The sequence below is a fragment of the Oricola thermophila genome (assembly GCF_013358405.1).
In the GTDB taxonomy this organism is placed as follows: Bacteria; Pseudomonadota; Alphaproteobacteria; order Rhizobiales; family Rhizobiaceae; genus Oricola; species Oricola thermophila.
The window spans coordinates 2,678,921-2,694,662 of record NZ_CP054836.1 but is presented as its reverse complement, the minus strand read 5'-3'; the positions used below and the strand labels follow the sequence as shown (position 1 = coordinate 2,694,662).

General features: G+C 67.2%; 17 protein-coding genes. 9 read left to right on the top strand and 8 right to left on the bottom strand.

Translation table 11 applies throughout. The features are described from left to right. Window positions 1-33 precede the first annotated feature (33 nt). Complete coding sequence (locus HTY61_RS12960; protein ID WP_175277194.1) at window positions 34-507, top strand: copper chaperone PCu(A)C; 474 nt, start codon at window positions 34-36, stop codon at window positions 505-507. 9 nt (window positions 508-516) lie between these two features. Here the strand turns inward: HTY61_RS12960 and HTY61_RS12955 are convergent, their stop codons facing one another. After that, window positions 517-1,152, bottom strand: coding sequence for a cation efflux transmembrane domain-containing protein (locus HTY61_RS12955; protein ID WP_175277193.1), 636 nt, complete (start codon window positions 1,150-1,152; stop codon window positions 517-519). Window positions 1,153-1,223: 71 nt separating this feature from the next. Here HTY61_RS12955 and HTY61_RS12950 point away from each other — a divergent pair, with 71 nt between their 5' ends. Further along, window positions 1,224-1,637 carry a MerR family transcriptional regulator gene (locus HTY61_RS12950; protein WP_175277192.1) on the top strand — a complete coding sequence of 138 codons (414 nt, stop codon included), beginning with the start codon at window positions 1,224-1,226 and terminating at the stop codon, window positions 1,635-1,637. Between the two features lie 22 nt (window positions 1,638-1,659). Then, window positions 1,660-2,286: a LysE family translocator gene (locus HTY61_RS12945; RefSeq protein WP_175277191.1), complete on the top strand. Its 627-nt coding sequence runs from the start codon at window positions 1,660-1,662 to the stop codon at window positions 2,284-2,286. Between the two features lie 104 nt (window positions 2,287-2,390). Here HTY61_RS12945 and HTY61_RS12940 read toward each other — a convergent pair whose 3' ends face one another. Genes HTY61_RS12940 through zwf form a run of 5 tightly spaced genes read right to left on the bottom strand, consistent with a single transcriptional unit; the run spans window position 2,391 to window position 7,072 of the window. Further along, complete coding sequence (locus HTY61_RS12940) at window positions 2,391-2,624, bottom strand: YdeI/OmpD-associated family protein (protein ID WP_175277190.1); 234 nt, start codon at window positions 2,622-2,624, stop codon at window positions 2,391-2,393. 14 nt (window positions 2,625-2,638) lie between these two features. Further along, window positions 2,639-3,037 carry a hypothetical protein gene (locus HTY61_RS12935; protein ID WP_197945317.1) on the bottom strand — a complete coding sequence of 133 codons (399 nt, stop codon included), beginning with the start codon at window positions 3,035-3,037 and terminating at the stop codon, window positions 2,639-2,641. Then, window positions 3,037-4,854, bottom strand: coding sequence for a phosphogluconate dehydratase (gene edd, locus HTY61_RS12930; RefSeq protein ID WP_175277189.1), 1,818 nt, complete (start codon window positions 4,852-4,854; stop codon window positions 3,037-3,039). The genes HTY61_RS12935 and edd overlap by 1 nt, the downstream gene beginning before the upstream one ends. A 30-nt stretch (window positions 4,855-4,884) precedes the next feature. Beyond that, window positions 4,885-5,598 (bottom strand): 6-phosphogluconolactonase, encoded by a 714-nt coding sequence (gene pgl, locus HTY61_RS12925; RefSeq protein ID WP_175277188.1) that lies wholly within the window; start codon window positions 5,596-5,598, stop codon window positions 4,885-4,887. Between the two features lie 4 nt (window positions 5,599-5,602). After that, window positions 5,603-7,072, bottom strand: a complete 1,470-nt coding sequence (gene zwf, locus HTY61_RS12920) for a glucose-6-phosphate dehydrogenase (RefSeq protein ID WP_175277187.1) — start codon at window positions 7,070-7,072, stop codon at window positions 5,603-5,605. A gap of 135 nt (window positions 7,073-7,207) precedes the next feature. Between zwf and HTY61_RS12915 the strand changes: the two genes are divergently transcribed. From HTY61_RS12915 to HTY61_RS12890, 6 genes are all read left to right on the top strand, one after another. Further along, window positions 7,208-8,695, top strand: coding sequence for an aldehyde dehydrogenase family protein (locus HTY61_RS12915; protein WP_175277186.1), 1,488 nt, complete (start codon window positions 7,208-7,210; stop codon window positions 8,693-8,695). Window positions 8,696-8,731: 36 nt separating this feature from the next. Beyond that, window positions 8,732-9,220: a cupin domain-containing protein gene (locus tag HTY61_RS12910; protein ID WP_175277185.1), complete on the top strand. Its 489-nt coding sequence runs from the start codon at window positions 8,732-8,734 to the stop codon at window positions 9,218-9,220. A 25-nt stretch (window positions 9,221-9,245) separates the two neighbouring features. Then, window positions 9,246-9,995, top strand: coding sequence for an SDR family oxidoreductase (locus tag HTY61_RS12905; protein ID WP_175277184.1), 750 nt, complete (start codon window positions 9,246-9,248; stop codon window positions 9,993-9,995). Window positions 9,996-10,011: 16 nt separating this feature from the next. Next, entirely contained in the window at window positions 10,012-11,787 is a 1,776-nt protein-coding gene (locus HTY61_RS12900) for an SLC13 family permease (RefSeq protein ID WP_175277183.1), read from the top strand. An 86-nt stretch (window positions 11,788-11,873) separates the two neighbouring features. Further along, window positions 11,874-12,305, top strand: a complete 432-nt coding sequence (locus tag HTY61_RS12895) for a hypothetical protein (protein WP_175277182.1) — start codon at window positions 11,874-11,876, stop codon at window positions 12,303-12,305. 93 nt (window positions 12,306-12,398) lie between these two features. After that, window positions 12,399-13,526 (top strand): beta-ketoacyl-ACP synthase III, encoded by a 1,128-nt coding sequence (locus tag HTY61_RS12890; RefSeq protein ID WP_175277181.1) that lies wholly within the window; start codon window positions 12,399-12,401, stop codon window positions 13,524-13,526. Between the two features lies 1 nt (window position 13,527). Here the strand turns inward: HTY61_RS12890 and HTY61_RS12885 are convergent, their stop codons facing one another. Then, window positions 13,528-14,247, bottom strand: a complete 720-nt coding sequence (locus tag HTY61_RS12885) for a PAS domain-containing protein (protein ID WP_175277180.1) — start codon at window positions 14,245-14,247, stop codon at window positions 13,528-13,530. Window positions 14,248-14,439: 192 nt separating this feature from the next. Continuing rightward, window positions 14,440-15,735 (bottom strand): NAD(P)/FAD-dependent oxidoreductase, encoded by a 1,296-nt coding sequence (locus HTY61_RS12880; protein WP_175277179.1) that lies wholly within the window; start codon window positions 15,733-15,735, stop codon window positions 14,440-14,442. Window positions 15,736-15,742 lie beyond the last annotated feature (7 nt).

Below are 15,742 nucleotides of genomic sequence, written 5' to 3'. Positions count from 1 at the left end.
GCGACGCGGCAAGACTGGATGGAAGACAGGAAAATGAAGAAAGCAATCACAGCCATCGCGGCCGCCGCCGCGCTTTTCACCGCCGCGATCGCGGCCGATGCCCATGACTACAAGGTCGGCAATCTCGAGATCGTTCACCCCGTGGCGCGTGCCACCCCGCCCGGCGCGCCGGTCTCCGGCGGTTACATGACCATCCGCAACACCGGTTCGGAAACCGATCGCCTGGTCGGCGGCTCGGCCGATTTCGCCGGCAAGGTGGAAATCCACGAGATGGCCATGGAGGGCGATGTCATGAAGATGCGCCAGCTGGAAGACGGCCTGGAGATTCCCGCCGGCGGCGAGGTCGTGCTCAAGCCCGGCGGCTATCACGTCATGTTCATGCAGATGAAGGAGCAGCTGAAACCGGACACCGGCCGCAAGGCGGTGCTGGTTTTCGAGAAGGCAGGCGAGGTCGAGGTCGAGTTCTCCGTCGTCACCCCGGACAAGCTGAAGATGGACATGCACTGACCGTCAGGGTCAGCGCGCCCGCGCGGCGGTTTCGGCCGTCGCGCGTTTCTCCGCCATCGCCTGGGTCACGATCTGCCAGGACGAGGACAGGAACAGCCCGGCCATGATCGCCGCGACGATCAGGTCCGGCCAGCCCGTCGCCGTTCCCCACACGCCGAGCGCCGCGACCATCACCGCCACGTTGCCGATGGCATCGTTGCGCGAGCACAGCCAGACCGAGCGCACATTGGCGTCGCCATCCTTGTATTTCACCAGCAGCAGCACGCTGGCGACATTGGCGATCAGTGCCAGCAGGCCGACGGCGCCCATCACCTGCGCCTCCGGCACGCCGCGCACGAACACCATCCACACCGTCGAGCCGAGCACCCAGATTCCCATCGCAAACAGGCTGAATGCCTTGAGCAGTGCCGCGTTGGCCCGCACCGTCACCGACGCGCCGATCACCGCCAGCGACATGCCGTAGGTCGCCGCGTCGCCGAAGAAGTCGAGCGCGTCCGCCTTCAGCGCCTGCGACCCGGCCAGCTGGCCCGCGGTCATCTCGACGGCGAACATGGCGGCATTGATTGCGATCACCGCCCAAAGTCTTCGCTTGTAGTCCTTCGACATGCCGTCGAATGTCTCGTTGTGTCCGCAACAGGCGCTCATGGCTTTGTCCTTCCCTTCATCGGAAAGTAGTGTAATCTCTATAGCGACTATAGGTTCAAGGGAAATTTTCCATGCTGTCCATCGGCGAAATGTCGCGCCGGTCCGGCGTCAAGGTTCCGACAATCCGCTATTACGAGCAGATGGGGCTGATCGCCGCGCCGGAGCGTTCGGCAGGCAACCAGCGCCGCTACACGCGCAGGGAACTCGACCGGCTCACCTTCATCCGTCACGCCCGCGATCTCGGCCTTTCGCTCGACGCGATCCGCGAGCTGCTGCGCCTGAACGAGAACCCGGAAATGCCCTGCGCCGATGCTCATGCGATCGCCACCGCGCATCTTGCCGACATCCGCGCGCGCATCGCCCGGCTGGAACGGCTGGAAAGGGAACTGACCCGCATCGAGGCGTCCTGTGACGCGGAGTGCGTCGGCGAATGCAACATCCTGCATGTCCTTTCCGACCACGCCCTGTGCGAGACCGAACACTGACCTCGACCGACCGGAGCTCAAGATGGGAAACGCAGCCGTTCTTGTCGCCGTATTCGCGATCTTCATCCCGGCCCTGATCCTGCCGGGGCCCGATTTCGTCGCCGTCGTCCGCTCCTCGATGACGCGCGGCGCGGTTGCCGGAATCCTGACCGCGACGGGCGTGTCGGCCTGTCTCGGCATCTACGCGTCGCTCAGCCTCGTCGGCCTGTCGGCGATCCTCACCGAATACCAGTGGCTTGTCTGGACGGTGCGCGTGCTTGGCGGCTGCTACCTGGTATGGCTGGGCATCCGCCTGTGGCGGGCGACGCCGGAGGATCTGGAGGTCGACGCCACCCGCCGGAAGGGCAACCCGCTGGTTTTCGGCTTCCTCGTCACCCTGACCAATCCCAAGGCGATCGTGCTTTTCGCAAGCGTCTTTGCCACCGCCGTCACCGCCGAAACGCCGGGCTGGCTGATGGCGCTGATGGTCGCCATCGTCGTCGCCTCCTCGCTGTCCTGGTACACGCTGGTCAGCCTGTTCATGGCGTCCGGCCCGGTGATGCGCCGCATGCGCGACGCCCGCCATCGCATCGAGAAATTCGCCGGGGCCTGCTTCGTCGCCATCGGCGGGCGCATCCTCCTCGATGCCCGCAACCCGGTCACGCCGTAAGCCTGCCGAACCGGATCGGCAGCGCCGACATGCCTCTGCCGTGTTACGCCGAAAGGTGACAGGGCGGCCATTTCGCCGGCCGCGTGCCATCGCCTTTCGGGCCGTCAGCCGCGCTTTCTCCAGGGCATGTTCATGTAGGTGTCGCCGGAGCGCAGCTCGTCCAGCATCTGTGCGAGCCGCTTCTGCCGGGTTGCCTCCCGCTTCGCCTGGTTGATCCAGCGGAGATAGTCGTTGCGCTGGTAGTCAGGGCGCGCCTCGTAGGCGGCGCGCAGGCCGGACTCGTCCAGCGCCTCGGCCACGAAGCCCGGCATGGGCTGGGTGGGGCGGGTGAGTGTCATCGCTGGTTGCTCCCTCAATCGTAATCGAGATCGTCCGGCATGACATTCGCATGGTCCGGCGGCGGTGTCTCCTCGAAGCGTTTTGCCCCGAGCATGGCGCGGCCCTCCCATGCGGCCTTCATGATCCGATGCATTCCGTCCATGACCCGGCCCTGTGCGCAGAGCAGGATCGGATGGCGCAAATCGGTATCGTGCATCAGCGCGAAATGCCTGAGCATTGCCGCCGGCGTCGGCACTGCGTCGTCGGTCTGGAACCACCAGTTTTCGTGCAGTTCCGCGATCTCCGACAACGGCACGGGCGTCACCGGCAGGTCCGACGCCAGCTCGATCAGGCGCGAGACGTCCCAGGCGTAGAACCCGCCGCCGGGCGACGGGCGAAAGTGATATTGCTTGCGCAGCGCCTTCGGGGCCATCAGGCGAATACGCTGGCGCCCTCGTCGGCGGGGCCTGCCACGCGGCGGAAGGTCTCGAACAGTTCGCGGCCCGTGCCGTGGGCATTGGCCGAGAGGTCTGCCGTCGCCGCCGTGCGCGCCTCGAACTCGGCTGCCGGCACCAGCACTTCCAGCGTGCCCTCGATCGCGTCGACGCGCACCATGTCGCCGTTGAGCACCTTCCCGATCGGTCCGCCGTCGAGTGCCTCCGGCGTCACGTGGATCGCCGCCGGCACCTTGCCGGACGCGCCGGACATGCGCCCGTCGGTGACCAGCGCCACCTTGTAGCCGCGATCCTGCAGCACGCCGAGCGCCGGGGTGAGCTTGTGCAGTTCCGGCATGCCGTTGGCCTTCGGTCCCTGGAAGCGGATCACCGCGACGAAGTCCTTCTCCAGTTCGCCCTTGCGGAAGGCCTCCTGCAACTCGTCCTGGCCGTGGAACACCACCGCCGGGGCCTCGATCACCTGGCGGTCCGGCTTGACCGCCGAGATCTTGATCACGGCCTTGCCGAGATTGCCGGTCAGCATCTTCAGCCCGCCATTGGGCTGGAAAGGCTTGGAGATCGGCGCCAGCACCTTCTCGTCGTGCGACTTCTCGGGCGCGGGTACCCGCTTGACCGTGTCGCCTTCCAGCTTCGCCTCGACCATGTAGGGCTCCAGCCCCTGGCCGAACACGGTGCGTACGTCGCGGTGCAGCAGCCCGGCATCGGCCAGTTCGCGGATCATGAAGCCGAGCCCGCCTGCGGCGTGGAAATGGTTCACGTCGGCAAGCCCGTTCGGATAGACTCGCGCCAGCAGCGGCGTCGCGTCGGACAGGTCGGAAATGTCCTGCCATGTCAGCTTGATCCCGGCCGCAGCGGCCATGGCGATCAGGTGGATGGTGTGGTTGGTCGATCCGCCCGTGGCATGCAGGCCGACCACGCTGTTGACGATGGATCGCTCGTCGATCATCTCGCCCACCGGCGTGAACTCGTTTCCGAGCGCGGTGATGGCAAGTGCCCGCTTCGTGGCTTCCTTCGTCAGCGCGTCGCGCAGCGGCGTGTTCGGGTTGACGAAGCTGGCGCCCGGCATGTGCAGTCCCATGAACTCCATCAGCATCTGGTTGGAGTTCGCGGTGCCGTAGAAGGTGCAGGTGCCCGGACCGTGATAGGATGCGCTTTCGGCTTTCAGCAGTTCGTCGCGGCCGATCTTGCCTTCCGCGTAGAGCTGGCGGATGCGGGCCTTCTCGTCGTTCGGCAGGCCGGTCGTCATCGGCCCGGCGGGAATGAACACCGCCGGCAGGTGCCCGAAGGTCAGCGCCGCGATGACGAGGCCCGGCACGATCTTGTCGCACACGCCGAGATAGACCGCGGCGTCGAACATGTCGTGCGAAAGCCCGATGCCCGCGGCCATGGCGATCACGTCGCGCGAGAACAGCGACAGTTCCATGCCCGCCTGGCCCTGGGTGACGCCGTCGCACATGGCCGGCACGCCGCCGGCGACCTGCGCCACGCCGCCGGCCTCGCGAGCCGCCTCCTTGATCAGCGCCGGGAAGCGCTCGAAGGGCTGGTGCGCCGACAGCATGTCGTTATAGGCGGTGATGATGCCGAGATTGGGCGCCTCGTCGCCCATCAGCTCTGCCTTGTCGGACGGCCCGCAGGCGGCGAAGCCGTGTGCGAGGTTGCCGCAGGAAAGGCGCGAGCGTTTCGGCCCCTGCGCCGCGCGCGCGCGCAGCCGTTCCAGGTAGGTTTCGCGCGAGGACCGCGACCGCTCGCGGATACGCTCGGTGACATCGGCAATCGCTTTTTGCACGTCGCTCATCGTTCTGGCTCCTGGCAAGTCTGGCGGGCGCTACGGCGCCCAGAATACGTGGATCGGCGTCTTTTCCTGCTGCAGCACGGCGCGGACCGGCATGGCGCGGACATCGTTGCCGCCAAGCGCCGTCTCGAACACGGCGCGCTTTTCCTCTCCCTCGATATGGAGCGCGAGGAACCTGGCGTCCAGCAGGACGGGAAGCGTCAGCGTCAGCCGCGGCTCGCCCGCGCCATCGGCGCGCATCGGCACCACCCGCTCGCCGCTATCGGGGTCGAGCGCCCGATCGAGCATGTCGCCGCCGGGAAAGAACGAGGCCGTGTGCCCGTCCGTGCCCATGCCCAGCACCGCGACGTCCAGCGGCCAGGCCACGGTGGCGAACAGTTCGGCGCTGCGCCGCGCGTTCTCGTCGGGCGTGGCGAGCCCGGTCTCGAAGGCCGTGAAATGCGCCTTCGCCGCGTGCCCGGTGAGCAGCCTTTCGCGCACCAGCCGCTGGTTGGCCCGCTCCGAGTCCGGCGGACATATGCGCTCGTCGACCAGGATCACCGTGACCCGGTCCCAGGCGATCTCGGTCTCCGACAGCACCTTGAACAGCGTCTTCGGCGTCGAGCCGCCGGAAACGGCCAGCGCCGCCTCGCCGCGTTCGGCGATCGCCCCGGCCAGTTGCGCGGCGATGCCGGCGGCCAGTGCGATGGCGAGCGCCTCGCGGTCGGAATAGTCGTGGCGCCGGACGCCGCTGCCGGTTTCGGTCATGCCGTCATCCCTCGTGCCATGTCCGCCCGTCGCGCTCGATCAGCGCGATGGACGCGGACGGTCCCCATGTGCCGGCTGTGTAGTGCTGCACCGGCTGGGCGGTTGCTTCCCAGGCCTTCAGGATCGGGTCGATCCAGGTCCACGCGGCCTCCACCTCGTCGCGGCGCATGAACAGCGTCTGGTTGCCGCGGATCACGTCGAGGATCAGCCGCTCGTAGGCGTCCGGGTTGCGCACGCCGAATGCCTCGGCGAAGCTCATGTCCAGCGGCACGTGCCGCAGCCGCATCCCGCCGGGGCCGGGGTCCTTGATCATGATCCACTGCCTGACGCCCTCGTCGGGCTGCAGTCGCATCACCAGCTGGTTGGCGATCAGCCGCCCGGCGGGCGCGCCGAAGATGGAATGCGGCACCGGCTTGAAGGAGACGACGATCTCGGAGACGCGCTTGGCCAGCCGCTTGCCCGTGCGCAGGTAGAAGGGCACGCCGGCCCATCGCCAGTTGGCGATGTTGGCCTTGATGGCGACGAAGGTCTCGGTGTTGCTCTGGCCGCCCTCGAGTTCCTCCAGGTAGCCCTTCACCGGCCCGCCGCCCGAGGCGCCGGAGGCGTACTGGCCGCGCACCGTCATGCGCTCGACATTGCTGTCGTCGATCGGCTCCAGCGCGCGCAGCACCTTCAGCTTCTCGTCGCGCACCGCGTCGGCGTCCATGCTGGATGGCGCTTCCATGGCGACGAGGCAGAGCAGCTGCAGCAGGTGGTTCTGCACCATGTCGCGCAGCGCGCCGGCCTTGTCATAATAACCGGCGCGGCCTTCCAGCCCGACCGATTCCGCCACCGTGATCTGCACGTGGTCGATATGGGCCGAGTTCCACAGCGGCTCGTAGAGCGCGTTGGCAAACCGCAGCGCCATCAGGTTCTGCACGGTCTCCTTGCCGAGATAGTGGTCGATGCGGAAGATCTGGTCCTCGCGGAACACCTCGCCCAGCGTGTCGTTGAGCTGCCGCGCGGATTCGAGGTCCCGGCCGATCGGCTTCTCGACGACGATGCGCGTTTCCGGCGTGATCAGTCCGTGCGCGCGCAGCCTGTTTGCGATGTCGCCGAACAGCGCCGGCCCGACGGCGAGGTAGTATGCGCGCTTCCGGTTCGGGTCGTCGCCCAGCTTGGCCTTCAGCTCGTCCCAGCCCTTGTCGGACTTCGCGTCGATGGCCACGTAGCGCAGCTTGGCCAGGAAGGAGGCAACGGCATCCTCGTCCAGCCCTTCCTTGACGAAACGCTTCAGCGCGTCGTGGGCGAAGTTGCGATATTCCTCGTCGCTCATCTCCGCGCGGGAAACACCGTAGATGCAGGTCGGCTCGACGATCTGGCCGTCGACCTGGCGGTGATAGAGCGCCGGCAGCAGCTTGCGCTCGGCGAGGTCCCCGGTACCTCCGAAGACGATGTAGTCGAACGGATCAACGGGAATGATCTGTGCGGACATGGGAATTCCTGTCTGTCGCTGGGGTTTGGCCGGACAATATTCTAATCGATTTAATAAATCCAGAACCCTTCCGGATTTTTGTGGCGGCGGGCACCTGCTGTGCTAGCCTGCGACAGCTTGCGGGAGGATGACGACATGCTCAAGACGCCGGACACGAAACTGTTGCGCGAGGCGGGCGAGGGAACGCGCGGCGCCAACCTTGTCGCGGGCAACCGGGTCGACGCGGCGTCCGGCGAGCGCATAGACGTCGTCTGTCCCTCCGACGGTGCGGTCTTCGCCTCGATCCCGCGCTCGGCGGCGGTCGATGTCGATGCCGCCGTGGCCGCCGCGCGCACCGCCTTCGAGAACAGGCCCTGGGCGCGCATGACGGCGACGGAGCGCGGCCGTTCGCTGACCCGTCTCGGAGAACTGGTTGACCGGCACCGCGACGAACTCGCCGCGCTGGAATCGCGCGACACCGGCAAGCCGGCCCGCCAGGGCGTCGCCGATGTTGCCGCTGCGATCCGCTATTTCGAGTATTACGGCGGCGCGGCCGACAAGGTGCATGGCGACCAGATACCCTTTCTCGATGGCTACACGGTCTTCACGACGCGCGAGCCGCATGGCGTCGTCGCCGGCATCATCCCGTGGAACTATCCGCTGCAGATCCTCGCCCGCGTCGCCGGCGCGGCGCTGGCCATGGGCAACACCCTTGTCGTCAAGCCGGCCGAGGACGCATCGCTGACCGCCCTGCGCGTCGCCGAACTGGCGCTGGAGGCGGGCATCCCGCCCGGCGTCCTCAACGTCGTGACCGGCTACGGCGCGGAGGCCGGCGCGGCGCTGTCGGCCCACCCGGGCATCGACTACGTCACCTTCACGGGCTCGCCGGCCACCGGCACCGCGATCCAGGCGGCGGCCGCGAAGAACAATCGCGGCGTGACCATGGAGCTTGGCGGCAAGTCGCCGCAGGTCGTCTTCGCCGATGCCGATCTCGACGCCGCGCTGCCCGTGGTCGTCAACGCCATCATCCAGAACGGCGGCCAGACATGCTCGGCGGGCAGCCGCGTGCTGGTCGAGAAGCCGGTCTATGACGACTTCGTTTCGGCGCTGGCGAAACGATTCTCCGCGCTGCTGGCCGAGCCGCATTACGCCGACGGCGATCTCGGTCCGCTGATCAATGCCCGGCAGGCGGGGCGCGTTGCCTCCATGATTGCCGGGGCCGAGGCCGCCGGCATTCCCGTCCTGGCGCGCGGCGCGGTTGCCGCCGACGCGCCCTCCGGCGGCCATTACCAGGCGCCGGTCCTGTTCGGCCCGGTCGATCCGCAGGCGGTCATCGCGCGCGAGGAGGTATTCGGCCCCGTGCTTGCCGCTTTCCCGTTCGACGGCGAGGAGGAGGCTGTCCGCCTCGCCAACGGCACCGAATACGGCCTCGTCGCCGGCGTGTGGACGCGCGACGGCGGCCGTCAGCACCGCGTCGCCAGGCGCATTCGCGCCGGCCAGGTCTATGTCAACGGCTATGGTGCGGGCGGCGGCGTGGAATTGCCCTTCGGCGGCTTCGGCAAATCCGGCCACGGCCGCGAGAAGGGCTTCGAGGCGCTGATCGACATGTCCGCCACCCGGACGATCGTGTTCAACCATGGCTGACCGGTTCGGCCGCTGGCAAACGAGAAGGAGGTATCCATGCCGGATGACAAGTACCTGCTGACGGCGGAGGAGATCGCGGCGATGCCCGGGCTGAGGAAAACCCACTTCCTCAATCCGAACGCCGAGCGCGTCAACAAGTCGCTGGGCGACGAAACCGGGCTGACCGGCCTCGGTTTCCACATCATCGAGGTCGAGCCGGGCCGCGACACCACCGAGCACCATCTCCATTACCACGAGGATGAATGCGTCTACGTCCTGTCCGGCGAGGCGACCGCCCATATCGGCGAGGAGAGCTTTCCCGTGAAGGCCGGCGATTTCATCGGCTATCGCAAGGGCGGTCTCGCCCACTCGATCACCAACACGGGCACGGAGTTGTTGCGTTGCATCGTGGTCGGCCAGCGTCTGGCCCATGATGTCGGCGAATATCCGCGCCTGGGCAAGCGCCTCTTCAGGAATGTCGGGATGAAGTGGAACCTTGTCGATATCGCCAACGTTGCCGAGCCGGTGGCCGGCGCGAAGAAATAGGCGTTCGCAACGAGGGAGGAATGAATTGGCGAGACTGGCAGGAAAGACGGCGATCGTGACCGGCGCCGCGTCGGGCTTCGGCGAGGGCATGGTGCGCCGCTTCGCGGAGGAGGGCGCCAATGTCGTCGTCGCGGATCTGGACGGGCAGGGCGCGGAGAAGGTCGCCGCCGAAATCGGTGAAGGCGCGGTGCCGCTTGCCGTCGACGTGTCGCGCAAGGCCGATGTCGAGGCAATGGCGCAAGCCGCGCTTTCGCGCTTCGGCCGCATCGACATCATGGTCAACAATGCCGGCTACACCCATGTCAACGGCGACATGCTGGAGGTCGACGAGGATACCTTCGACCGCATCTGTGCCGTCAACATGAAGGCGATCTACTTTGCCGCGCTCGCCGTCGTGCCGGCGATGGCCGGGCAGGGCGGCGGTTCCATCATCACCACGGCGTCGACCGCCGGCCTGCGTCCGCGCCCGGGCCTGACCTGGTACAATGCCTCGAAGGGATGGGCGATCACCGCGACGAAGTCGATGGCCGTCGAGCTGGCGCCGAGAAACATCCGCGTCAACTGCCTGTGCCCGGTTGCCGGCGAGACGGGAATGCTGGCGCGGTTCATGGGCGAGGACACGCCGGAGAAGCGGGCGCAGTTCCGTGCCTCGGTTCCGCTCGGCCGCCTGTCGACGCCGCTCGACATCGCCAATGCCGCGCTGTGGCTGGCCTCCGACGAGGCCGAATTCATCACCGGCGTCGCGCTCGAGGTTGACGGGGGGCGCTGCATTTGAGACCCATCGCCCGCCCATGACCGGAGATCAGCTTTTCCTTTTCGCCCTGTTCGGCGTCGTCTTTGCCTTCTTCGTATGGGGGCGCTTTCGCTATGATCTGGTGGCCTTCACGGCGCTGCTCGTCGCGGTCATGGCCGGCCATGTCGATGCCGCGTCGGCCTTCGAGGGCTTCGGGCATCCCGCCGTCGTCATCATCGCGCTGGTGCTGGTCGTCTCGCGCGGACTGGTCAATTCCGGCGCGGTCGAGCTGATCGCCCGCGTCGTCATCGCGCCGGACCGCTCCATGCCCGTCCACATCGCGGTGATGTCCTTTGTCGGCGCGGCGCTGTCGGCGGTCATCAACAATGTCGCCGCGCTGGCGCTGCTGATGCCGCTCGATCTCGAGGCCGCCGCCAAGGCGAAGCGCGCCGCCTCCCTGACGCTGATGCCGCTGTCCTTTGCCACCATTCTCGGCGGCATGATCACCCTGATCGGCACGCCGCCCAACATCGTCATCGCCCAGTACCGCGCCCGCGCGCTGGGCGAACCCTTTTCCATGTTCGACTTCACCCCTGTGGGCCTTGCCGTTGCGGTGGCGGGCATAGCCTTCGTCGCCCTGTTCGGCTGGCGGCTGATCCCGGAGCGCGAGCGGGCGAAGGCTGTCCGCGGAGGGGAGGATGCCGGTCTCTACGTCGCCGAGGCGCGGGTGAAGGAGAAGTCCAGGTCCATCGGCAAGGCCGTGCAGGAACTCTATCCGCTGGCCAATGACAACGACATCACCATTGTCGGGCTGGTGCGGCGCGGCAAGCGCCTGCCCGGCTTCTCGCGCGACGAGGTGCTGGCCCGGGGCGACTTCCTGGTGCTGGAGGGCGATCCGAAGTCGATCGAGACCTTCATGGGAGCGGCGGAACTTGATTTCTCCGGTTCCGAGAAGCATGACGGCGGCGTTGCCGGCCCGTCGCTGACCCTGGTCGAGGCCATCGTCACCGACAATTCGCGCATTGCCGGGCGGTCGGCCCGCGACCTGCGGCTGCAATACCGTCACGGCGTCACCCTGCTGGGCGTGTCGCGCAGCGGCCGTCGCTTCCGCGAGCGCGTGCGCAACCTGAAGATCCGGCCGGGCGACGTGCTTCTGCTGCTCGGCCCCCGCGACCGTATCGCCGATGTTGCCGCCTGGCTCAACGTGCTGCCGCTGGAGGAAGGCCGCACGCAGTTGCTCCAGCGCGGCAAGGCGACCGCCGCCATCGCCGCCTTTGCCATCGCCATCATGCTGTCGGTGCTCGGCCTCGTTTCGCTCGACATCGCGCTGGGTCTCTGCGTCGTGGCCTATGTCCTGATGGGACTGCTCGGCGGCACGGAGATATACGAGGCGGTGGACTGGCGCGTCATTGTCCTGCTCGGCTCGCTGATCCCGCTCGGCCTCGCGCTGGAGGAATCCGGCGGCACGCGGCTGATTGCCGAGACCGTCGTCGCCAACACGCACGGCGCGCCGATCTGGGTGGTGCTTCTGGTGCTGATGGTCATCACCATGACGCTGTCCGACTTCCTCAACAACGTCGCCACCACGCTGATCGCCGCGCCCATCGGCCTCGGGGTCGCGGAGGCGTTCGGCGTCAATCCCGATCCCTTCCTGATCGGCGTCGCCGTGGCTGCCTCCTGCGCGTTCCTCACGCCCATCGGCCACAAGAACAACACCATCATCATGGGGCCGGGCGGCTATGCGTTCGGGGATTACTGGCGCATGGGCATTTTCCTCGAGCTGATCGTTCTGGCCGTCTCGATTCCCGTCATCCTGCTGGTCTGGCCGCTCTGATCGGTGGCTCTGCCGCAACTTCGCCCGATTGCTGTCGTGACTGCGCGTGAAGGCCGGAATGCGTCCGGCCGCGAAAGGAGACTGCCATGACCGGCGCCGAAGCGATCATTGTCCTGAGCCTGCTCGGCTGCGACGACAGCGGGACGCAGTGCGACTACCTGCGCGCTTCCGAGCAGCGTTTCGCGAGTGTCGCGGAATGCCGGGTGGCCTCGGACGCCTTCCTCGCGGCCAGCGATGACGCCGAGTATCCCGCCGTCGTTGCCATCTGTGCGCCGGCGGTGGAGACCGCGGGCCGGCCGGTGCCGCCGGAACTGCCCGTGGAGGTGGCCCCGGAGATCCCCGCCGACGAGCTGGCGCCCGACATGGTCGAGCGCATAGCAGGCGCGATCGCCGGTTACGTACCCGGCCGGGAGACGTTGGCCAGACCCGTCGGCGTCGCGGCGGAAGGCGCGGCGAAGGTCGGCAGCGCCGTCATCGTCGGCGTGAAGCGCGTCGCCGAGGCCGTTAACCCGTTCTGAACCTCGTCGTTTCACCTTGACCGCGCGGCAGGTTGAAACGGCCCGCGGGACGGCCTATGCCCCGTGGCACGGACTTTTTCGATGCGAGCGCCCATGCACAACGTTTCAATTTCCGGCACCGGCGTCTTCACGCCCGAACAGAGCATTTCCAATGCCGAGCTTGTCGCGGCCTTCAACGCCTGGGCCGACCGCCAGAACGCCATTCATGCCGATGCGATAGCGCGCGGCGAGCGCGAGCCGGTGCCCCATTCCGACGAGGGGTTCATCGTCAAGGCATCCGGCATCGAGCGCCGCTACGTGCTCGACAAGACCGGCACGCTCGATCCGGAAATCATGCATCCGGTCCTGCCCGAGCGTTCCGACGACGAACTGTCCGTCATGGCGGAGATGGCGGTGAAGGCGGCACGGGTCGCGCTGGAGAGGGCCGGGCGCACGGGCAGCGACATCGACGCGGTCATCTGCGCCGCCTCCAATCACGAGCGTCCCTATCCGGCCATTGCCATCGAGATCCAGCAGGAACTGGGGATCGAGGGCTTCGCCTTCGACATGAACGTCGCCTGTTCCTCGGCCACCTTCGGCATCCAGGCCGCCGCCGACATGATCCGCTGCGGCTCGGCGCGGCGCATCCTGATGGTCAATCCGGAGATCTGCTCGGCGCACCTGGAATGGCGCGACCGCGATTGCCACTTCATCTTCGGCGATGTCTGCACCGCGGTGGTGCTCGAGCGCGCCGATCTCGCCGACGCGCCGGGCCGTTTCGACATCGTCTCGACGCGCTGCCTGACGCGGTTCTCCAACAATATCCGCAACAACAACGGCTTCCTGCGCCGCACCCGCATCGGTCACATGGAGGATCGCCGCGACATGCAGTTCCGCCAGGAGGGCCGCAAGGTCTTCAAGCAGGTGGTGCCCATCGTCACGGACCTGATCCTCGGCCACCTCGCCGACAATGACCTGAAGCCGGACGATCTTTCGCGGCTGTGGCTGCACCAGGCCAACAAGGGCATGAACGACCTGATCGGCGCGCGCGTTCTCGGCCGCAAGCCGGAGCCGGGCGAGCAGCCCAACATCCTGCAGGACTACGCCAACACGTCCTCCGCCGGATCGATCATCGCCTTCTCGAAATTTTCCGACGACCTTCAGCCCGGCGATCTCGGGGTGATCTGTTCCTTCGGTGCAGGGTATTCGGCCGGCAGCGTGATCGTCCGCAAGGCGGCCTGAATCAGACTGCGTTTTCCTCCGCCGCGCGGGCGGGATCGGGGACCCGGCGGGTCACGTCGCGGATGATGATGACCGCGCCCAGCGCGTCGTTGTCGGCGTCGTATTGCCGGAGCATCTGGCACTCGAGCAGCTGCCGGCCGCGCTTCTCGCTGTCGAGATAGTAGTAGTAGCACTGGTTTTCGCCCGCCAGGCACTTCTCGAAATAGGTCTTGGCGCGTTTCTCGTAGCGCTCGTCGCCGATCACCTCGCTGACATGGCGTCCCGTGAATGCGCTCTGCGGCATGCCGTAGAAGCGCCCGTTCGCCGGCGAGGTGTAGGTGTAGCGAAAGTCCCGGTCGAAGGCGGAGACGCGCAGGTCGGTGCGCTCGATCATCCCGCCGATTTCGGGAATGTCCGCCGGCGCGGCGGCCGCGGCCGGCTCCGGTGCGGTCTCGTCGCGCGCCGTCGTTCCGGCGATGTAGCGCTCGATGACCGCCCGCGCGTCGGCGAAGAGCGAGCTGTGGGTTCCGAGGTCCGCGGCCTGGGAAATCGCGTTCATGAAGAAGTCGATCTGCTGGAGCCGTTCCCACGGATTCGTGGCGAAGAAGTCCCGGATGACGTTCCTGATCCAGTTCATGCGGATGTCGCACTCGCGGATCATGGTCACCTGTTCGGAACGAATGGCTTTGTACAGCGCCTTTTCGCAGTCCTTGTATTCGTCGATCAGAGACGAAAGCTGCATGTCCTGTCCTGCCCCTAATGCCGATTCTATTCGCGGCTCTTATACATTAACCGCCCCTGTCGAGAAGGGATAGACTCGAATCTGTGCCATTATGGAACAGAAAAGATCGCCGGCAGGCGGGCTGCGGCGCCATGTATACTTGGATTTTCCCGATGAATCGCCGCTCCGCGGCCGCGCCGGCCCGGTATCCGCTCAGAGCCGGTCGAGCATGGCGAACCAGGTCAGCGCAAGCGTGAGCAGTGGCTTGCGGAACCTCCGCCCGCCGGGAAAGGCGGGCACCTTCAGCTCGCGCAGCGCCTCCAGCCGGTCGCGGTTCCCGCTCACGGCCTCGGCATAGAGCCTGCCGGTGAAGTTGGACAGCATCACCCCGTGGCCGGAGAAGCCGCCGATGGCGGTGACGCCGGGCATCACCTCGGCGACGAAGGGCTCGCGCGGCATGGTGATGCCGACCGACCCGCCCCAGGCGTGGGTGATCCCGACATCGGCCAGTTCCGGGTAGATCTCGGCGATCTGCCGGCGGATGTGGCCGGCGATGTCGCGCGGATTGTCCGCCGTGTAGGCCTCGCGCCCGCCGAACAGCAGCCGGTCGTCGCCATACTTGCGGAAGTAGCGCACCACGAAGCGCGAGTCGTCGATCGATTCGCCGCCGGGTATGATCCTCGCGTTCAGTTCCGGCGGCAGCGGCTCGGTGGCGCCGATGAAGGAGCGGATCGGCATCACGTGCGCCGCCGACACCGGCTCGAGCGTGTCCGAGCCGTAGGCGTTGACGGCGACCAGCGCGCGCCCGGCGGTGATCGTGCCGCGCGCGGTCGCGATCCTCACCCTGCCGCCGTCGCGCGCGATTCCCGTCGCCTTCGTGTTCTCGAACAGCCGTGCTCCCGCCGCCGCCGCCGCCCGCGCGGTGCCGATGACCAGCCGCAGCGGGTGGATGTGGCCGGTGCCGGTGTCGCGGATGCCGCCGTGGAAGAAGGACGAGCCGGTGCGTTCCGCGGTTTCCTCGCGGTCCATGTAGGAGATGTGCGGGTAGCCGTAGCGCTCGGCCATGATCTCGGCATGGCGCCGGTAGTCGTCGGCGTAGCGCTTCCGGTGGATCACCGAGAGCTGGCCCGGCCGGTAGCCGATGTCTATGCCGTGTTCCTCGGCGAATTCGAGCATGTGGCGCTTGGCGTCCTCGGCGATGTCGAACAGCGCCTTCGCCCGCTCGAAGCCGAGTTCCTTCTCGTGGTCCTCCGGCCAGGAGCGCTGGCCGGTGCCCATCTGGCCGCCGTTGCGCCCCGACGCGCCGTCGCCGAACCGCGCCTGGTCGATCAGCACCGTCTCGACCCCCGCCTTCGCCAGGTGCGCCGCCGCCGACAGGCCGGTGAAGCCGCCGCCGATGATGGCGACGTCGCAAGTCCGGTCGCCGTCGAGCGCGGGATATTCCGGCCGCTCGCCGGTGGTTGCCTCGTACCAGGAATGGCCCGGCGAGATCGGGCTCTGGTAAGCCATGTCTTTC